Source organism: Kribbella sp. NPDC050820, assembly GCF_040653975.1.
Classification (GTDB): domain Bacteria; phylum Actinomycetota; class Actinomycetes; order Propionibacteriales; family Kribbellaceae; genus Kribbella.
Map to the genome: position 1 here is coordinate 1 of NZ_JBFAHB010000028.1, position 18,433 is coordinate 18,433.

Below are 18,433 nucleotides of genomic sequence, written 5' to 3' on the forward strand. Positions count from 1 at the left end.
GGCCAGCCTTCACACGCACCCGCCCCGACAGCATCCGCGCTACAGCCCACACAGCGACCAACCCCAGAACCCGCCCTAATTCAGCGCCCTCCTAGACCACTTTCGTCGTCGGATGCTCACTTCGGCAGGTCGAGCTCGAACGTGTAGTAGCCTCCACCGACCGGTGGAACGTCTGACGCGGTGACAAGCACCTTGCCGTTGTGGACGACACCCGCCTCGAGGCTCTGCCGCCCCAGGCCACGAACCCGGTCGCCGGGCAGACCAAGCAGCCGCCACGACCGTCCGTCCCGAGTGAACCAGGCAGCGGCATCGAGTTCGTCACCTTCGCCCTGATTCCCCAGCGCCAGGAGACCTTCCGGCACCGCGACGAGCGTCACTGCGGTGGCGCCGGTCGGCGCCACGACCGGACTCGCTTGCCAGGTCTTTCCACTGTCATCTGATGTCCAGCTCGTCCATCCTCCTGACGTGTCACCGTCGTGTCGCGTCGTACGCCCGACGGCGACCAGCGTCTGATCGACCTGACTGAGTGCTGCCAGATCGGTGTCATGAACGCCTCTGGGGTTGGGCAGCCGGATCGGCGCGCTCCAGGCGACGCCGTTCGATGACAGCCAGACCGCGGCAGTGCTGTCGCCCGGGTCGCCGGCAGCGACGAACCCCTTTCCAACCGGAAGAACGGCGTTCATCCACGCTGCACCGCTGCTGACGCTGCGCAGGTTCTGCCACGGCGTCCGACGGGTGTCTGGATCCGAGGCCGAAGAAGCTGGTAGCTGACGACCGCCCTGTGCATCGGTCCAGGTCCTGCCGTCCGTCGAATGCACCACCCAGGGGTCGAAGTGCCCGTCTCCGTCGTGCCGGTCGCCGACGATCACCCATCCGCCTCGCCCGACGGCGACGGCACGAGGTGTCGGACCGCCGTACGGCGATCTGGCCTGCACCCCGAACGCTGGTGCGTCGACCTCGGCCCACGTGCCGTTCGTTGCCCGGATCCACACGGTCGCTCGGCTGCCGATGGCGAGATTCTTCTCACCGACGGCAACCACGCGGCCGTCCGCCGTGCCAGTTACTGCGGCCGAACTGACGCCGACGCCGTTCGTGCGTCCCGGAAGTGTCATGGCGTGCCAGTCCGAGCCCGACCTGGTCCAGGCGGTAGGTGCGTCAGACACATCACCGACGGCCACAAGTTCGGTACCGGCTTGGCGGATGCCCGTGATCCACGTCGACGGCCGTCCGCCCGACGCCTCGGCCGGGAGCGCGACCTGGCGGACCGACTCGTCGTGGTACAGCCAGACGGCGGCCTCGCTCGTCCCGCTGCGATTGTTCGAGCCGACCAATACGACGTCGTCCCCGATGGCTGCGGATCCCGCGACGAACTGGTCTCCGCGCCCGCGCTGAGTGCCGGCGTCCGTCCGGTCCGCGAGTTGCCGCCAGCTAGGTCCCGCGGCGATCGTGAGGTCTTCCGTGCCGGTTGTCATCTGGCTGGCTGCGACCCAGTCCTTGGCTGCCTTGGACAGTGTCGACGGGATGTCGTCGTAGTTGGATCCGAGAATCCACGGCTTGGCTACGACCTGCCAGGAACTGCCGCTCGGGCCGCCCTCGAGGACGACGCCGTCCCACGAACTGTCGTCCACCTCGTCGAAACCGCCGCCTTGTGCCAGTGCGACGAACTTGCCGTCCCCGACGGTCAGGACGTTGTTGTAGACGCGATAGTGACTGGCAATGTCGCCCTTGACGGCCGAGGCGCGGAAGCTGTTGCCGCCATCCATGGACGACCAGAACTGGAGCCGATCGCTCTGCTTCGGGTCATCCGGGGTCGACACACCTCCGCTGACCACGATGGCGGACCCTTGCGATGCGACGCCGGCGGCAGACACGGAACCCGCCACGGTGGGCTTCAATCCGATCGCGGGTCCGAGCCTGCGCTGCCACGAACTTCCATCGGCGGATGACCAGTACACCAATTGATTCGGGCTTCCCGCCGAACCGACGGAATTCGTCCCCACCATCGCGAAGCCTCGTCGCCCACTGGTGACCGCGGAAACGGAATCCGTCACCGCGAACACCTTCCGGTCGTCCGGTAGGCGCCGCCAACTCACACCGTCACCGCTTGTCCAGACCACCGGACCTTCGTCCGTGTTCCCGGTCACGACGAAACCGGACGGGCCGGCGGCAACGCCGGTCGCCCCCTCTGAGGTTCCCGATCGCTCGACCGATTCCTCGTCCAACTGGCGCCGGTGCCAGGTCGTGCCGCCGTCGTCGCTGCTCAGGAACAGCGGCTTACGGACGTTGGACGATTGGTCGGAGCCGACGGCCACGACCTGCTTGCCTCGCGCGGCGACAGCTCGGAGGGCTTGTGGTGTTCGGTCGCCCGGCGGGTAGGCCTTGTCTGCTGCCTGCGCCTCGGAGGGCGGCCCGAAGTCCCCCGGGTGCGCAGTCGTCTCGTCGGCTCGCGAGTCTTTCTCCGAACGCGTGCACCCCGCGGCCAGAGCACAGGCGACAAGTATGCCGAGGGCAACGAACTGGACGCGTCTCATGCCCTGAAGTCTACGGAGACTTCGGTGCGGGCGCGGGGGCCGAAAGGCCGTCTGTGGATAACTCCGCGGCGAGTTCACTCACCAGACTCCGACGGCCTCGCGGTGGTGCGTCGGACGGTCGTACTCGTCCACGAGCGCGATCGCGAAGTCGGCGTACGACGTCAAGGCCGCCGGATCGCCAGGCGCGAAGCGATAGGTCCCGGTACGGCGCGGATCGGCGTGGTTGAAGTCGCCGGCCGGAGCAACCGAGACCCAGTCGAGCGTGGACGCGGCGAAGGTGTCGAGCGCGGCCTGATGCGCGAGGAAGAACGAGCGGTACTCCTGTGGACAGCCGCCACTGTCCATCAGCGGCACACCGTCCGGCCCCGGCAGGATCGACGCCAGACCGACCCAGATCAGCCGCGTGTCCCGCAGTCCGTCGATCAACGCCTGCGCGGCCTTGGGGAAGAACACGGCCGGATCGGCGCCCCCGTCGTACACCGCCGCGATGACGGCGTCGTGACCGGCAGCAAGCTCGGCGATCCGGCCCGCGTCCGTCACGTCTCCCGCGACCAGGTCGACACCGCCTTCCGTCGTACGCGCGACCGCAGTCACCTCATGGCCGCGGCGGCGGGCCTCCTCGACGGCGGCGCGTCCGGCGCGCCCGCGAGCGCCGATGACCAGAATCTTGCCCATTGCAACCTCCTCGGTTTCGCTGACGGAGCGACCGTAGGAGGAGGCCTGGTTACCAGTTGGGTACTACGCTCCAGGGCATGGAGGCGCTGCGGGCGGACATGTTCGAGGAGATCTGCCCGTCGTCGTTGCTGCCGTTCCGGATCGGTGGGGACAAGTGGGCTGCCCTGGTGATCGCCTGCCTGGAGGACGGCCCGCGCCGGTTCTCCGAGCTGCGCGTCCCGTTGGCGCGGGTGACGCCCAAGGTGCTGACCCAGACCCTCCGCAACCTGGAACGCGACGGCTTCGTACGACGGACGCAGTACGACGAACCGGTACGACGAGTCACGTACGAGCTCACCGACCTCGGCCGCAGCCTGCTCGAGCCGATGCGGCTGATGTGCGACTGGGCGACCGACCACTGGGACGAGCTCCTGGACGCCCGCGACGCGTAGTACCGGCCGGAATCGTAGGTTCGGCCAACGGTAGACTGCCGATCGTGGACAAGCAGACGCCGACCGTACTGATGCAGACCCCCAGCTGGCTGCTGACCCAGAGCGCGGCGCACGCGGGCCGGATCGTGAGCGAGGCCTTCGCCAAGGCCGGCGCGCGGGGATACCACTTCCGCCTGCTGGCGACCCTGGTCGAGTTCGGCCCGGCCAGTCAGGCCACGCTCAGCCGGCACACCGGCATCGACCGCAGCGACGTGGTTGCCGCTCTCAACGAGCTGACCGCCGGTGGGTACGTCGACCGCACACCGGACCCGGCGGACGCCCGCCGCAACGTGATCACCCTGACGGCCGCGGGCCGCCGCCAGCACAAGCGCCTCACGACCCTGGTCGCCCAGGCCCAGGACGAGATCTTCGCCCCGCTCACCCCCACCGACCGGGCCCGCCTGACCACCCTCCTCACCCGCCTCCTGGCCCACCACCAGGCCGGCGACTGAGGTCACCAGACCGGCAGCTGAGCCCGCACAGCCTTCTGGGTACGGCGGACGCGGTACTCGCGGGCATGGACGCGCCGCTTCGCCGCCCGGGAGATCTTCCGCCGGGAGTGGTCCGCCGTCTCGGCCGGCTGCTGACCCGTCTGCATCGCGTTCACATCTCTACCGATGCACGGCCGGGCCGATCGGTTCCGTCGTACGGTGGAAATGTGCCGTTCGGCCGAAAATCCGCTCTGTTGAGCGCAGATCGGGTGCTGCTGGGCGATACGGCGGTTCCGCGCCGCGGGCCGCATTGGTAGAAAGGGGACCGGGCGCTCCAGCGCGCCGAAGCTAGCGAGGAGGAGTCCGCGACGTGACGAATGCAGAGTCACCCCAATCCGAGGCCCTGTCGAACCTGATGCACGAGGAGCGCAGGTTCGAGCCGCCCGCCGACCTGGCCGCGAACGCCAACCTCAAGGCCGACGCCTACGAGCAGGCCGCGGCCGACTTCGAGGGGTTCTGGGCCGAGCAGGCCAAGCGGCTGACCTGGGCGGTCGAGCCGACCCAGACGCTGGACTGGAGCAACCCGCCGTTCGCGAAGTGGTACGCCGACGGCAAGCTGAACGCGGCCTACAACTGCGTCGACCGGCACGTCGAGAACGGCCTCGGCGACAAGATCGCCTACTACTTCGAAGGTGAGCCGGGGGACACCCGCGAGATCACCTACGCCCAGCTCAAGGACGAGGTGAGCAAGGCGGCCAACGCGCTGCTCGAGCTCGGCGTCCAGGCCGGCGACCGGGTCGCGATCTACATGCCGATGATCCCCGAGACCGTGGTCGCGATGCTCGCCTGCGCCCGGGTCGGCGCCCCGCACACGGTCGTGTTCGGCGGCTTCTCCGCGGACGCGCTCAAGGGCCGGATCCAGGACTGCGACGCGCGCGTCGTGATCACCTCCGACGGCGGCTACCGCCGTGGCGCCCCGGCCGCGCTGAAGCCGGCCGTCGACGCTGCGCTCGAGGAGTGCCCCGACGTACGGAACGTCCTGGTGGTCCGCCGTACCGGGCAGGACACCACCATCGTCGAGGGCCGCGACCTGTGGTGGGACGACTTCGTCGGCAAGCAGTCGGCCGAGCACACTCCGGAGGCGTTCGATGCCGAGCACCCGCTGTACGTGATGTACACCTCCGGTACGACGGGCAAGCCGAAGGGCATCCTGCACACCACCGGCGGCTACCTCGTCGGGACGGCGTACTCCCAGTGGGGGGTGTTCGACCTCAAGGCCGACACGGACGTCTACTGGACCGCCGCCGACATCGGCTGGGTCACCGGCCACAGCTACATCGTGTACGGCGCCCTCGCGAACGCGACCACCTCCGTCCTGTACGAAGGCACCCCGGACACGCCGCACCAGGGCCGCTGGTGGGAGATCGTGCAGAAGTACAAGGTGTCGATCCTGTACTGCGCGCCGACCGCGATCCGGACCTTCATGAAGTGGGGCGCGGACATCCCGGCCAAGTTCGACCTGTCCTCGCTGCGCGTCATCGGGTCGGTCGGCGAGCCGATCAACCCGGAGGCGTACGTCTGGTACCGGGAGAACATCGGCGGCAACAACGCGCCGGTCGTCGACACCTGGTGGCAGACCGAGACCGGCATGCACATGATCTCGCCACTGCCCGGCGTGACCGCGGGCAAGCCCGGCGCCGCGATGAAGGCGATCCCGGGAGTCAGCGTCGACGTCGTCGACGACGCGGGCAACTCGGTGCCGGACGGCTCGGGTGGTTACCTCGTGATCACGAAGCCGTGGCCGGCGATGCTGCGCACGCTGTGGGGCGACGACCAGCGGTTCGTCGACACCTACTGGTCCCGCTGGCCGGGCGTGTACTTCGCCGGCGACGGCGCCAAGAAGGACGAGGACGGCGACCTGTGGCTGCTCGGCCGGGTCGACGACGTGATGAACGTGTCCGGCCACCGGCTGTCCACCACCGAGATCGAGTCCGCGCTCGTCTCGCACCCGAAGGTCGCCGAAGCCGCGGTCGTCGGCGCCTCGGACCCGACCACGGGCCAGGCGATCGCCGCCTTCGTGATCCTGCGCTCCGAGGCCGGCGACGGCGGACCGGATGTCGTCCAGGAGCTCCGCAACCACGTCGCCAAGGAAATCGGCCCGATCGCCAAGCCGCGCCAGATCATGGTCGTCGCCGAGCTCCCGAAGACCCGCTCCGGCAAGATCATGCGCCGGCTCCTCCGCGACGTCGCCGAAAACCGCGAGGTAGGCGACGTCACCACCCTCGCCGACTCCACCGTCATGGACCTGATCAAGTCCAACCTGGAATCCGGCAAGGCCGACGAGGACTGATCTCTCCAGCACGTGAGCCCCCGGGGACTGTCTCCCGGGGGCTCACGCATCTGCTACGCGTGTCTATCCCACGCGTGCTACGCAGGAGCTCCTTCGTCGCCCCCGCTACGCCCGCTCCCACCCACCCTTGGCTCTGCCGGCTACCGCCGCCCCCAGCGGGCTGCCGCCCGCAACCTCCGGGCTATCGCCCGCGACCGCCGGGCTGTCGCCCGGGAACTGCTGGGCTTTCGCCTAGGTCTTGCGTGCTGTCATTCACGATCTCCGGGCTCCGCCCGGGAACTGCGGTGGTGCGGTCGTCTGGGGGCTCGCCTCAACCAGTCACGTGGCTGCCGGCGGCGTCCGGCGGGTTGTCGGCCGGGACATGCGGGGATGCGGTTTGTGTGAGTGCTCGCGTCGTACCTGCTCACATTTCTGGATTGGTCCGACCGCGTGGGCGCACCGTCGTACCGCATGTGCTTTTGCCTGTGGCAACCATGGCGTGATTTGTGGGGTGTGTGGCGTGGACGTCATCGCCAAGCGGGCGCAAGGTGGAGGTATGGGACCTGGAGTGGTGACGTTCGTCATCTTCGACGGGTATCAGACGCTCGACCTGGTGGGGCCGTATGACGTGTTCGCCGAGGCCGGGTACGAGTGTGTGATCGTGGCGTCGGAGCCCGGTCCTGTGCGGTCGAACATGGGGCTGCCGGTGCTCGCCGACCTCGGGATCGCGGACGTCGACCCGCAAACCGTCGGCACGCTGGTCGTCGTCGGGGGAAGCGGTGTGCACGATGCCTGCCAGGACCAGCGTCTCGTCGAATGGATCGCGGCCGCGACCGCCGACGCGACGCGGGTGACGTCGGTCTGTAGCGGCGCGTTCCTGCTCGCCGAAGCGGGGTCGCTGAACGGCCGCCGCGTCACCACGCACTGGAGTGAGGCGGCGAAGCTGGCCCGTGAGTATCCGGCGGTCGACGTGGACCCCGACCCGATCTTCATCCGGGACGGCGAGCTGTGGACCTCCGCCGGCGTGACCGCCGGGATGGATCTGGCGCTCGCGCTCGTCGAGGCCGATCTCGGGCGGGACGCGGCGCTCGAGGTCGCGCGCGATCTCGTTCTGTACCTGCGCCGCCCCGGAAGCCAGTCGCAGTTCAGCCTGCCGCTCTGGTCCACCCAGCCGTCGAGCGACGTACTGCGCAAGGTCGTCGACGCCATCCACACCGACCCCGGCGGTCGCCACAGCATCGCCGACCTCGCGGACGTGGCGGGGTTGAGCCCGCGTCACCTGCAACGACGGTTCACCCAGGAGATCGGCGTACCTCCGGCCCTGTACGTCGAGCGCGCCCGGATCGAGGCTGCGCAACGTGCCCTCGCGGAGCTCGACGACTCGGTCGAGAGCATCGCCCGCCGGTACGGGTTCGGCACCGCCGAGACCCTCCGCCGCTCGTTCCACCGGATCGTCGGCATCGCCCCGTCCGACTACCGCGACCGCTTCCGCACCGCCTACGACAACCGCCCCCACTGACCGAGGAGTCAGTCATGCAGATAGCCATCGCCCTCTTCCCCAAGGTCACCATCCTGGACGCCATCGGCCCGTACCAGGTCTTCGGCGCGATGCCCGGCGCCGACGTTGTCGTGTGCGCGGCGCAACGCGGCCGGCTCAGCGACGCCGGTGGCCGGTTGCACTTCGACATCGAGCACACCTTCGACGACGTGCCGACTCCCGACGTACTCCTGGTCCCGGGCGGCAACATCACCCGCCAGATGGCACGCGAAGGCGATCCGATCGTCGACTGGATCCGCTCGGCCCACGAGCACACCACCTACACGACCTCTGTCTGCACAGGCGCCCTGTTGCTCGGGGCGGCAGGCCTGCTACGCGGGCTGCGAGCAACCACCCACTGGGTCGCGTACGACGAACTCCGCAAGTACGGCGCGGAGCCCACAGAGCAACGCGTGGTGTTCCAGGACAAGATCGTCACCGGCGCCGGGGTCTCGGCCGGAATCGACCTGGCACTCGAGGTCGTCGCGAAGCTGACCCGGCCAGAAGACGCGCAGGCTGCCCAGCTCCGGCTCGAGTACGACCCGCAGCCGCCGTACGACACCGGCTCGCCTTCCAAGGCACCGCAGCACATCAAGGACATGATGGACGGTCTCGTCGCGCAGTGGCGGTGATCTAGGCTGCCGGGCATGACTTCTGTCGTCGCGATCGTGCATGCGGGGCTGGCGGCGGCTTGGGTGGGTGGGATGGCCTACTCGCTGTTCGTGGTGCGGCCGAAGCTGGCGAAGTACTTCGGGCCGGACGCGGATGCCCGCGAGGCGCTGACCACGGTGATTGCCTCAGGCAACCGGTGGAAGGTGGTCGGGCTGATCGCGGCGATCGCAGCCACCGGCGGTCTGCTTCTCGCGCTCGAGCAGGAACAGTGGTGGATCCACGCGCTGAAAGGCGTTCTGCTGCTCGTCGCGAGCGTGATCTTCTGGTACGTCTCCTGGCGCCACTGGCCGCGTCGGGTCTTCGCCACCGCCGCCGAACTGCCCACCCTCCAGCGCCGCCTCGTGCAACTGGCCGGCACCATGCTCGTCCTCACCGGGACCGCGTTCGCCCTCGGAGTCCTCGCCGTACACACCTGACCTTCGTCACGGACACATCCGTCGTCGTCACGTCTGCTCGCTACGGCGCCGGATTGGCAGGCCGGACCTAGGAGATCGGTCGGACGTGTGCCAGGATGGCGCTTCCTTCGGAGGAGGTGATCGCGATGGCACATGAGACTCTGCAACTCCTGGTCAGCATGCACCGGATCGTCCGGCACCTGCGCCGGAGTCGTACCACCACGGTCCTGCACCCGACCCAGTTCCTCGCGCTGATGCTGATCGCCGACGAGCAACCGATCCGGATCGGCGAGATCGCGACCCGCGTTCCGTGCTCACAGCCGACCGCGACCACCACGGTCGCCGCTCTGGAGGACGCGGGCCTGGTCCGCCGTGAGCAGGACCCGGTCGACGGCCGCGCGACCGCGGTCGTGCTCACGAAGGCCGGCGCGGAGATGGTCGAGGCCTCCGGACGGCAGGCCGCCGACGAGCTCGGCAAGCTGCTCCGCCGCCTCGACGACGCCGACCGCGACCTGGTGCTCCGCGCCGGCGTCGTCCTCGCCCGCATCGCCGACGACCTCTGACTCAGCGGTTCCGTTCCTCAGCGTCCATCTACCGCAGTCCTGGTACGACGGACACCGTGTACGGCGGAATGCCCGGAGCGACATCCAGTTGGCTGTTGACCCAGAGCAACCGACCGCGGTCGCGGGCAATGGTGGTCGGGGTCGCGCCAGGTGCTCCGGGCTCCGAGTCGGCGACGATGGTGGCCTTGGTCAGGTCTCGGTCGAGTACGGCGAGCCTCGCGACGTACTTGCCTCCGCCGGCGTTGTAGACGGCGTACAGGCGGTGCCCCTCGAGCAGGTAGCCGTCGCCGGACAGGATGCCGTTGCTGACTTCCAGCGTGCTGACCTGCTTCGTGTGGAGGTCGATGCGGTAGGTGACGTCCTGGCCCTGCTCGCCGACCAGGAGGGTCTTTCCGTCGGTGACGATGCCGTTGAGGAAGTACGGCGTGGGCTGGATCTTGTCGCGGGTGAGCCAGGGCTCGAGCTCGCCCAAGCCGTGGCGGGTGAGCGGGGCGCGCCAGATCTGGTTGTGGGCCGAGTCGGTGACGTAGACCGCGTCGCCGGCGAACGTGAAGTCGTTGAGGAACGAGCCGTCTGCGGCCTTGCGTACGGCGAGGAGTTTGCCGGTCGCGTCGTACAGGAAGAGCTTGGAGGTGCTCGCACCGGCGACGAGGACGCGACCCCAGCGGTCGACGTGGACGCCGGTGGCGGAGGTCCGGCCGTCCTTGCCTGCGGGGAGGAAGGGCTTGAGGCGGGGGTTGCGGGTGCTGCCGCGGTACACGGCGCCGGTGCCGACGCTGGTCACGTAGATCATGCCGTCGCGGGTGACCTCGATGCCTTCGAGCGTCTCACCGGGCGTGGTGGAGACGACGTACTCGGTCGGGCGTTGAGGTACGGCGTGGGCGGCGGCGGGCTGGGTGGACGCGGCGAGGGCGAGGACCGTGAGGGCTGCCAGGAGCTTCATCGGGTCAGACTGCGGTTTGCGGCGTGGGAGCGGCGACCGGATTCGGTCAGAACCGAAGAGGTCGGCGTGGTGGCCCCCGGCTGGGCACAATCGGTGGATGATCCGGATCCACTTCACCGCGGCGGACCTCGGCCGGGTGACGTTTCCGGCCGACCCGGAGCCGCTGTGGGAAGCAGCGCTCGCGGCTCGGGCGCTGCGCGCGCGGGCGTTGGGGTCGGGCGGTCGCGCGCTCGGCGATCGGGTCGTCGGAGACCTGGCGGTGCCGCCGGTCGCTCGGCGCTGGCGGCGCGAGGCGGGCCGGCGGCTCCGGCCGTCGATGCGCGCTCTTCAAGCTGATCGCTCCGGCTGGGCAGTTCCCCGACTTCCTCACGCCTGAGGTGCCGGCGCCGGGTCTCGAGCCGGCCGTCGAGACGCTGATGAACACGCCGGCTTCCGTCGTTCACGACGAGCTGGCGCCGTGGCTTCCGCCGGAGGTCGACGAGTTCATGGCAGGCCTGCTCGCGGGCCGGGCCGGATCACGGCGGGCGCTCGGCAACGCCGTACGCGACTTTCACACCGAAGTACTCGCGCCGTCGTCGAGCGAACTCGAATTCCGGTACGCCGCGGACCTCGCCCTCAGATCGCGCACGCTGCTGCACGGCGGGGTCGACGCTCTGCTCGAGTCACTCCACCCCGACGTCGAGTGGTCCACTCCGATCCTGACCACCTACGGCCTCACCGCCGGTCCAGTGCTCGACATCCACCTGAACGGCCGCGGCCTGCAGCTCTACCCGTCACCCCTGACCGCCGAGTGCCTGGCCCTAGACGCACCTGATCGCCGCCCGGTCCTCGTCTACCCCTGCGCCGACCACGCGACGGACGACCTCCCCGACACCGACGCCCTCGCCGACCTCCTGGGCCGAACCCGAGCCACCGTCCTCCGAGCCCTGACGCATTCAGCCACCACCACCCAACTCTCCCGCCGCACCGGCATCTCCCTGCCCAGCACCTCAGACCACACCCGAATTCTCCGCAACGCCGGCCTGATCACCACCCACCGAACCAACGGCACCGCCCTCCACTCCCAAACCCCCACCGCCCACCACCTGCTAACCGGGGCAACCCGGGGCATCACGGGGCAGATCCCCAAAACGCCAGCAATCACTGCCGACAACCGGTAACGTTGGTCTTGCCGGGGGACAAGAGTCCCTCGGAAGTGGACCCGGCAGCCCTCCGGACGGTGGACGAGCCGGGTCTCGCGCTGTTCAGAGCTCTTGCATCTGGCAGAACGGCGCAACCGCGCGCCGCCACGCGCCACCTCGCATCCAACTCCACGCCACCGCATCCGGCACCCACAGCAACGGATCCGCCTTGGCGACCAGCACGTCCTAGCGGAGAGTCTCGTGGCAGCCGAAGCGGTGCGCAGCCTCTCGTAGGCACCGCCAGTCGTGGTCGAACGTCGACTCCTCACGCTCGAACACAAGGCGCTCGGCGGACGCTGCGCTGTCCCGAACGATGGCTTCGAGGCACGCACGGCGAGCACCGTGGTCGTTCCGCTCGGCTCGGTAGATGTCCACCAGCAGGTGGAAGTCGGTGATTGCGCTGAGGATCTTCTTCCGGCGCCGATCGCTCTCGTGCCGGAAATGCAGTCGCTCCTGCCCAGGCAGCAGAAGCGCGCGTAGTGCCTTGCGGTTCACGGCGACATCGTCTGACGGGCACCGTGCGGCGGCCATCAGGAATCCTCGGGACTTGGTTTCGTCGACGAACACGTGGATCGGCATTTCCCCGCCCTGTTGAGTGGCAAGGTTCGACCTTGGCACGTGGGCAGGCGGGGAAACCGCTGTAACACCGGGGCATCGTGGGGCAGCTCGGGGCAGATCGCGAAAGCGGCAGACAATGCCTCTGGAAACCCGCTACGTTTGTGAGGCCTCGGGATAAGAATCCCTTGGAAGTTGGCCCGGCAGCTCACCGGACGGTGGACGAGCTGGGTTGGCGTCCTCGGTCAGGGGCCGCCGTGAGGATGCTCTGGCGGCCCCTGAGTGAGGTCAGTTCTGGGTGAGGGTGAAGGTTGTGGTGGGGTTGTGGATGTTGGTGTGGTTGTTGGTGAGGGTCAGGTTGGTGAAGGTGGCGGTGCCTCGGGCGGGGCCTTCGCCTGGTTCGGGGAGTTCGTTGGCCCAGATGCCGTAGCCGGACTTGGCGTCGAAGGCGTCGCCGGACTTCTGGGCTCCTGAGATGGTCGTGTTGGTGAAGACCGTGTCCGCCACCGGGAACAGCGGCTGCCCGCCCACATAGTCGGTTTGGAACATGATTCCGGAGTACGTCGGATCGACGATGTCCAGATCATTCACCCGAATTCCCTGGAAGATCTTCGTGGCCGAGTAGATCCACAACGCGGGGAATGTCTGATTACCCCAGAAATGCCCGCCCGCGCGCACCAGGCTGACATTCTCGAACCGGGTCGGCGGCGTCGCGCCGAAACCGTTCATCGGGATTCCGAAGTCCAGCGACGAGATCGTCACCCCCGGATAGGTGAGCATGTCCGCGGCGTACAGGTTCCGGAACACGTTGTTCGTCCCGCCGTACACCGCGAACCCGGCCGCCCGCCACGTCAGCGTCGCGGTCAGGTTCTCGAACACGTTGTCGCGGACCTCGCCGCCGCCGGAGTCGGTGGCGTTGAAGAGCGCGAAACTGTCGTCACCGGTGGCCCGGGCGTCGTTGTTGCTGACCAGGTTGCCGCCCGACCCGTTCGTCATGTTGATGCCGTCGGCAAACATGTTCCGGATCCGCGAGTTCCGGATCGTCGACGAGTCGGTGTTCGCGCCCCAGTACAGGCAGACCATGTGCTCGACCCAGATGTTGTCGATCGTCATGTTCGCGGTGTTGGCGAAGTCGAACACCTTCCCCGGCCCGTCGATCCGGGACGTGTAGTTGCCGAAGTACGCGAACCCCGTGAACGTCGACCCGTTCGCCGACGCCTCGCTCCGGAACCCGACATCGGTGTTGTCCTGTCCGGCCGGAGCATGGAACCGCGTGTACCAAGGCCCGGCTCCGACCACCCGGACCGCCTTGCCGTACACCTGGAACTTCGACGACGTCTGGTAGTCACCCGGCGGCAGGTACACACCCTGCAGCGCGCTGTTCTGCCGCACCTGGTCGAGCGCGTTCTGCACGTCCTGGTGCGTGAACCCGGCCGGCGTCACGTATCCCGTGCCCGGGTTGGCGACCGGCGCGACCTCCTCGGTGTCGATGAAGTCGAACGTGTACGTCGTACTGTTCGCCGGATCCTTCTGCAGCTTGATAGTCGTACCCGCCGGGTAGCTGGCGTCGAGCATCAACTGAGCTTCGTCGTAGATGTGCCGGGCCGGTCCGGAGCCGGGCGAGTTGTTCGGGCTCGCCTCCGCGCCGTACAGCCAGGCGTACCGCGAGGTCAGCGGCAACGCCTTGTGGAAGGTGCCGTTCACGTACACGTTCACGGTCGAGTTGATCCCGCCGCCACCGGCCGCGTCCGGGATGGAGAACCGGGTGACGAGCGTGTTGGTCCGTGCCCGGGTGGTGAACTCGACGTACGAGCCGTTCGAGTTCAACGTGACCGCCCGCCGGCCGGACGCCTCGCCGGCCAGGTCGCCGATCGTCCGGTTCGGCCCGACCACGACCGCACCGCCACCGACGGAGGCGTCCTCAGCCTCCAGATGGTCGTACGGCATGTTCGCTCCACGGCCCACGAAGAACGGCCGCTCGCTGGTGTTGTTCGCCCGCTTCACCGGCAACTCGTTGGCGTCGTCCGCCAGTACGACGCGCACCGAGTAGCGACCATTGGCCGCCGTCCAGTTGCCCAACGCAACCGCCGACGTCGTCGCACCGGCCGCGATTGCGCCGTTGTGCGACCCGGTCAGCGTCGCCACGACCGTGCTGCCGTTCAGGATCGTCAGCGTGATGCCGTGCGCAGCGGACGCCGACGCCACACTGCCCTGGTTCTTCAGAGCGACAGAGAAGGCGACGCTGTTCCCCGCCGACGGGTTGTTCGGCGTCCAGTTGACCGCTGCCGCCACCAGGTCGGAGCTCGCGACCGGGGTGACCACCAGCGGACCGGCCGCGTTCGCGGTGTTGTTCGCGTCGTTCTGCTCGATGATCGTGTTCGACTCGTCGACCTTCGCGCTCAACGCGTAGCTTCCGGCGTCTCGCGTGCCGAGCGAGGCGCTGACCGTGGCCGACGCTCCGGCCGCGAGTGCTCCGACGGCCGCCGTACCGACCTTGGTCTGGCCGAGGTAGAAGTTCACCTCGGTCGCCGCGGATCCCGCCGTACCGGAGTTGCCAACCGTCGCCCGCACGGTGATCGCATCCGTCTCCACGGGCGAGGTGGGCGTCCAGGAGACGCCGGACACCGTGAGGTCCGGGTTCGGCGCCGGCACGCCCATCACCTGGAACTCGGCGACCTGCCCGGCCGGTGCGCCGGTGTTGGCGGTGAAGTTCAGCCGTACGTCGGCCACCCGCGCGCTGACCGGGATCGTCACGCTGTTCCCGCTACCCGGAGCGAAGTCGTACGACGCACTCGGCACGATCGTCGTGAAGGTCGACGCCCCCTGCTCCCGGCCGAGAATGGACAACGTCTGCGTCCGTGCGCCCCAGACCGGATCCGGGTTCAGCCGGATGACGACCGAGTTGAGATCCGCGTTCGCGCCGAGCGCGGTCGTGAGTGTCGCCGGGTTGGCGTTGCCCTCCCAGTACGTCGTCACGTCGTCGTCATTGGCGTTGGTCGCGACGAAGGTGTGCACGGCCCCGGACGCGGTGATCGGTTTGCCGAGGGCGAGGTTGCTGCCCGGACCAGAGCTGCCGCCACGGGTAACCGTGTTGCTGTTCGCCGACTGGTTGCCAGCGGCATCTTTCGCGCGGACGAAGTACGAGACCGACACGCTGGCCGGCTGGTTGTCGGTGTAGGTGAGGACGTTACCGGCCAGGCTGGTCCGCAGCTCGCCGTTGGCGTAGACGTCGTACCCGGTGACGCCGACGTTGTCGCTCGACGCGGCCCAGGTCAGCCGGATCTGGCCGGCGGCGGGCTCGGTGAAGGCCAGGCTGCCCGGGGCGGTGGGAGCCTGGGTGTCGCCGGTCGCGGGTCCGTAGACCTCGAGCTCGGACAGCTGCCCGGCCGGCCAGCCGGTGTTCGCGGTGATCCGGATCCGCACGTACCGCGTGGTCGCGGTGCCGTAGTCGATCGTCACGGTGTTGCCCGGCGGGTTGAACGCGCGGGGCGCGGAGGCGGAGAGGTCGGTGAAGTTCTGCCCGTCGGTGCTGCCCTGGACGGCGAGGGTCTGGGTTCGCGCGTCCCAGTTCGCGGTCGGCAGCTTGAGCACGACCTGGTTGGTGGCGACTGTCGAGCCGAGGTCCACCTGCACCCACTGTGGGAAGGCGTTGTTGGCGCTCTCCCAGTAGGTGCTCTGGTTGCCGTCGGACACGTTCGACGCGACGTAGGTCTGGGTGACGCTGCTGGCCGAGGCGCTCTTGCCGGCGGCGAGGTTGGGTCCGGCCTGTACGGCGGCCGTCGCGGAGTCCGCCGGTGTCGCGCGGACGAGCGGGCCGGCCGACAGCGCGAGGCTGGCGGCCAGCAGAGCGGCGAGTACCCGCCCCGCTGAATGTCGGGACTGCGGAAGCCTCATGGCCTCTCCTGGGTGGGCGGGTGAGAGTGGCCGACGCGCACGTTCAAAACTTGCGATGAGTTGCCAATTTCTTGCGCGAGGCTGCCTCATTGTTACGGCAGCCCAAACCCAGCGTCAACGGTTCGCGACGCCTGGAAAACAGTCGGCGGCGGTTTCCCGGGATCAACCCGGGGAACCGCCGCCGACTCTGTAGTGCCGAACGCTGGACCTGCCAGCGGGGTTGTCAGTGCTTCGCCGGGCCCTCCGCGCCGGCGCCGGTGAGGGCGCGGACGGACAGCTCGTTGTAGCGGGCTTCGCTGGACCGGTCCTTGCCGAGGAACGTGCCGAGCACGCCGAACAGGAAGCCGAGCGGGATCGACACGATGCCCGGGTTCGACAACGGGAACCAGGAGAAGTCGGCCCCGGTGATCATCGACGTCGGCGACCCCGACACGACCGGCGAGAAGAAGACCAGTACGACGGCCGACACCAGGCCGCCGTAGATGCTCCAGACCGCGCCGGCGGTGTTGAACCGCTTCCAGAACAGGTTGAACAGCAACGCCGGCAGGTTCGCCGAGGCCGCGACCGCGAAGGCCAGCGCGACCAGGAACGCGATGTTCAGCCGCTGCGCCGGGATCGCCAGCCCGATCGCGACCGCGCCGATGACGAGGGCCGCGATCCGGGCCACCCGCAGCTCGTCCTTCTCGGACGGCTTCTCCTTGGCCATCACGTTCGCGTACAGGTCGTGCGCGAACGACGAGGCCGAGGTCAGGGTCAGTCCGGCGACCACCGCGAGGATGGTCGCGAAGGCGACCGCCGCGATCAGCGCGAGCAGGATCGAGCCGCCGAGCGAGTCGGCCCCACCGCCGACGGACTCGGCCAGCAGCGGCGACGCCACATTGCCCTTCGATGTCTCGACCGCGGACCCCTTGGACGTGTCGAGCAGTGCGGCCGCACCGAACCCGAGCGCCAGCGTCATCAGGTAGAACGCGCCGATCAGGCCGATCGCCCACTGCACCGAGCGGCGCGCGGACCGCGAGTCCGGCACGGTGTAGAAGCGAATCAGGATGTGCGGCAGGCCCGCCGTACCGAGGACCAGGGCGAGGCCGAGGGACAGGAAGTCGATCTGGCCGACCAGGTCCTTGCCGTAGAGCAGGCCGGGCTGCAGGAACGCCTCGCCCTTGCCGGAATTCTCCGCCGCGGCACCGAGCAGGTTCGACAGGTTGAAGTCGAACTTGAGCAGCACCAGGAAGGTGATGACGATCGTGCCGGACATCAGCAGGACGGCCTTGACGATCTGCACCCAGGTGGTGCCCTTCATGCCGCCGATCGTCACGTAGACGATCATCAGCGCGCCGACGAGCACGATCACGCCGGCCTTCAGGCCTTCGCTCTTGACCCCGAGCAGCAGCCCGACGAGCGAGCCGGCGCCGACCATCTGGGCCAGCAGGTAGAAGATCGACACCACGATCGTCGACGTCGCGGCCGCGGTCCGGACCGGCTTCTGCTTCATCCGGAAGGCGAGCTGGTCGGCCATCGTGAACCGGCCCGAGTTCCGCAGCAGCTCGGCGACCAGCAGCAGCGCCACCAGCCAGGCCACCAGGAACCCGATCGAGTACAGGAAGCCGTCGTACCCGAAGAGGGCGATCGAGCCGGAGATGCCGAGGAAGGACGCCGCCGACATGTAGTCACCGGCGACCGCGAGGCCGTTCTGGGCGCCGCTGAACGAGCGTCCACCGGCGTAGTAGTCGGCCGCGCTCTTGTTCTGCCGGGACGCCCACCAGGTGATGTACAGCGTCACCGCGACGACCGCGGTGAACAGCGAGATGGTCAGCACCCGGTTGCCCGGCTCGGCGTCGGCAAGCGGGACCAGCGAGGGAATGCTCAAGACGTTCATCGGCGGCGCTCCCTCTTGTACTTGGCGTTCAGCCCGCTGGCGAGCGGATCCATCTTCCGGTTCGCGAACCGGCCGTACAGGGCCGCGATTACGAACGTGGAGACGAACTGCAGCAGGCCGAAGATCAACGCGACGTTGACATGGCCCACCACCTGCTGGCCCATGAAGTCGCGCGCCCAGTTGTTGCAGGCGACGTAGGCCAGGTACCAGGCCATGAACGCGATGGTCCACGGCACGACGAAGTTCTTGTAGCGCCGCTTCAACTCGGTGAAGTCGGCCGCTTCGTGTACGGCCTCATACGCGCGGGCGTCCCGCTCGCGTACCACATCCTCGTCCATGAGTTCGAGTTCCCCTCGTACTTCGACACAAACACGTGCACGT

General features: G+C 68.5%; 17 protein-coding genes. 9 read left to right on the top strand and 8 right to left on the bottom strand.

Translation table 11 applies throughout. The annotated features are described in order from the left end of the window. Positions 1 to 116: 116 nt before the first annotated feature. Both AB0H36_RS23395 and AB0H36_RS23400 read right to left on the bottom strand, forming a co-directional pair. Positions 117 to 2,531, bottom strand: a complete 2,415-nt coding sequence (locus AB0H36_RS23395; RefSeq protein ID WP_360527011.1) for a sialidase family protein — start codon at positions 2,529 to 2,531, stop codon at positions 117 to 119. Positions 2,532 to 2,609: 78 nt separating this feature from the next. Further along, on the bottom strand, positions 2,610 to 3,206 hold the full coding sequence (locus tag AB0H36_RS23400) for an NAD(P)H-binding protein (RefSeq protein ID WP_360527014.1): 597 nt from the start codon (positions 3,204 to 3,206) through the stop codon (positions 2,610 to 2,612). 77 nt (positions 3,207 to 3,283) lie between these two features. Here AB0H36_RS23400 and AB0H36_RS23405 point away from each other — a divergent pair, with 77 nt between their 5' ends. After that, complete coding sequence (locus AB0H36_RS23405; RefSeq protein ID WP_360527017.1) at positions 3,284 to 3,637, top strand: helix-turn-helix domain-containing protein; 354 nt, start codon at positions 3,284 to 3,286, stop codon at positions 3,635 to 3,637. A 44-nt stretch (positions 3,638 to 3,681) separates the two neighbouring features. Continuing rightward, complete coding sequence (locus AB0H36_RS23410; protein ID WP_360527020.1) at positions 3,682 to 4,128, top strand: MarR family winged helix-turn-helix transcriptional regulator; 447 nt, start codon at positions 3,682 to 3,684, stop codon at positions 4,126 to 4,128. A gap of 2 nt (positions 4,129 to 4,130) precedes the next feature. Here AB0H36_RS23410 and AB0H36_RS23415 read toward each other — a convergent pair whose 3' ends face one another. Further along, on the bottom strand, positions 4,131 to 4,274 hold the full coding sequence (locus AB0H36_RS23415) for a hypothetical protein (protein WP_360527023.1): 144 nt from the start codon (positions 4,272 to 4,274) through the stop codon (positions 4,131 to 4,133). A gap of 248 nt (positions 4,275 to 4,522) precedes the next feature. Between AB0H36_RS23415 and acs the strand changes: the two genes are divergently transcribed. The 5 genes from acs (at position 4,523) to AB0H36_RS23440 (ending at position 9,603) form a co-directional block, all read left to right on the top strand. Further along, on the top strand, positions 4,523 to 6,457 hold the full coding sequence (gene acs / locus AB0H36_RS23420; protein ID WP_360527264.1) for an acetate--CoA ligase: 1,935 nt from the start codon (positions 4,523 to 4,525) through the stop codon (positions 6,455 to 6,457). 535 nt (positions 6,458 to 6,992) lie between these two features. Next, a complete protein-coding gene (locus AB0H36_RS23425; RefSeq protein WP_360527026.1) occupies positions 6,993 to 7,955 on the top strand; it encodes a GlxA family transcriptional regulator in 963 nt (320 codons plus the stop codon). A 14-nt stretch (positions 7,956 to 7,969) separates the two neighbouring features. Next, positions 7,970 to 8,605 (top strand): DJ-1/PfpI family protein, encoded by a 636-nt coding sequence (locus AB0H36_RS23430; RefSeq protein ID WP_360527029.1) that lies wholly within the window; start codon positions 7,970 to 7,972, stop codon positions 8,603 to 8,605. A gap of 15 nt (positions 8,606 to 8,620) precedes the next feature. Then, the gene (locus AB0H36_RS23435; RefSeq protein WP_360527032.1) at positions 8,621 to 9,061 is read left to right on the top strand and encodes a hypothetical protein; all 441 of its coding nucleotides are present in this window, start codon (positions 8,621 to 8,623) and stop codon (positions 9,059 to 9,061) included. Between the two features lie 125 nt (positions 9,062 to 9,186). After that, on the top strand, positions 9,187 to 9,603 hold the full coding sequence (locus AB0H36_RS23440; RefSeq protein ID WP_360527035.1) for a MarR family transcriptional regulator: 417 nt from the start codon (positions 9,187 to 9,189) through the stop codon (positions 9,601 to 9,603). Between the two features lie 28 nt (positions 9,604 to 9,631). On the opposite strand, the gene AB0H36_RS23445 is transcribed toward AB0H36_RS23440, so the two are convergent. Continuing rightward, positions 9,632 to 10,546: a superoxide dismutase gene (locus AB0H36_RS23445; protein WP_360527038.1), complete on the bottom strand. Its 915-nt coding sequence runs from the start codon at positions 10,544 to 10,546 to the stop codon at positions 9,632 to 9,634. 97 nt (positions 10,547 to 10,643) lie between these two features. On the opposite strand from AB0H36_RS23445, the gene AB0H36_RS23450 reads away from it, so the two are divergent. Together AB0H36_RS23450 and AB0H36_RS23455 are read left to right on the top strand one after the other, a co-directional pair. Next, positions 10,644 to 10,922: a hypothetical protein gene (locus AB0H36_RS23450; protein ID WP_360527041.1), complete on the top strand. Its 279-nt coding sequence runs from the start codon at positions 10,644 to 10,646 to the stop codon at positions 10,920 to 10,922. Positions 10,923 to 10,962: 40 nt separating this feature from the next. Next, a complete protein-coding gene (locus AB0H36_RS23455) occupies positions 10,963 to 11,706 on the top strand; it encodes a winged helix-turn-helix domain-containing protein (protein ID WP_360527044.1) in 744 nt (247 codons plus the stop codon). 207 nt (positions 11,707 to 11,913) lie between these two features. Here the strand turns inward: AB0H36_RS23455 and AB0H36_RS23460 are convergent, their stop codons facing one another. The 4 genes from AB0H36_RS23460 to AB0H36_RS23475 form a co-directional block, all read right to left on the bottom strand. Further along, positions 11,914 to 12,306, bottom strand: coding sequence for a hypothetical protein (locus tag AB0H36_RS23460; protein ID WP_360527048.1), 393 nt, complete (start codon positions 12,304 to 12,306; stop codon positions 11,914 to 11,916). Positions 12,307 to 12,570: 264 nt separating this feature from the next. After that, positions 12,571 to 16,176 (bottom strand): discoidin domain-containing protein, encoded by a 3,606-nt coding sequence (locus AB0H36_RS23465; RefSeq protein ID WP_360527051.1) that lies wholly within the window; start codon positions 16,174 to 16,176, stop codon positions 12,571 to 12,573. Between the two features lie 223 nt (positions 16,177 to 16,399). Beyond that, complete coding sequence (locus tag AB0H36_RS23470; protein ID WP_360527054.1) at positions 16,400 to 18,052, bottom strand: cation acetate symporter; 1,653 nt, start codon at positions 18,050 to 18,052, stop codon at positions 16,400 to 16,402. Continuing rightward, positions 18,049 to 18,390: a DUF485 domain-containing protein gene (locus AB0H36_RS23475; protein WP_360527057.1), complete on the bottom strand. Its 342-nt coding sequence runs from the start codon at positions 18,388 to 18,390 to the stop codon at positions 18,049 to 18,051. The genes AB0H36_RS23470 and AB0H36_RS23475 overlap by 4 nt, the downstream gene beginning before the upstream one ends. Positions 18,391 to 18,433: the final 43 nt, after the last annotated feature.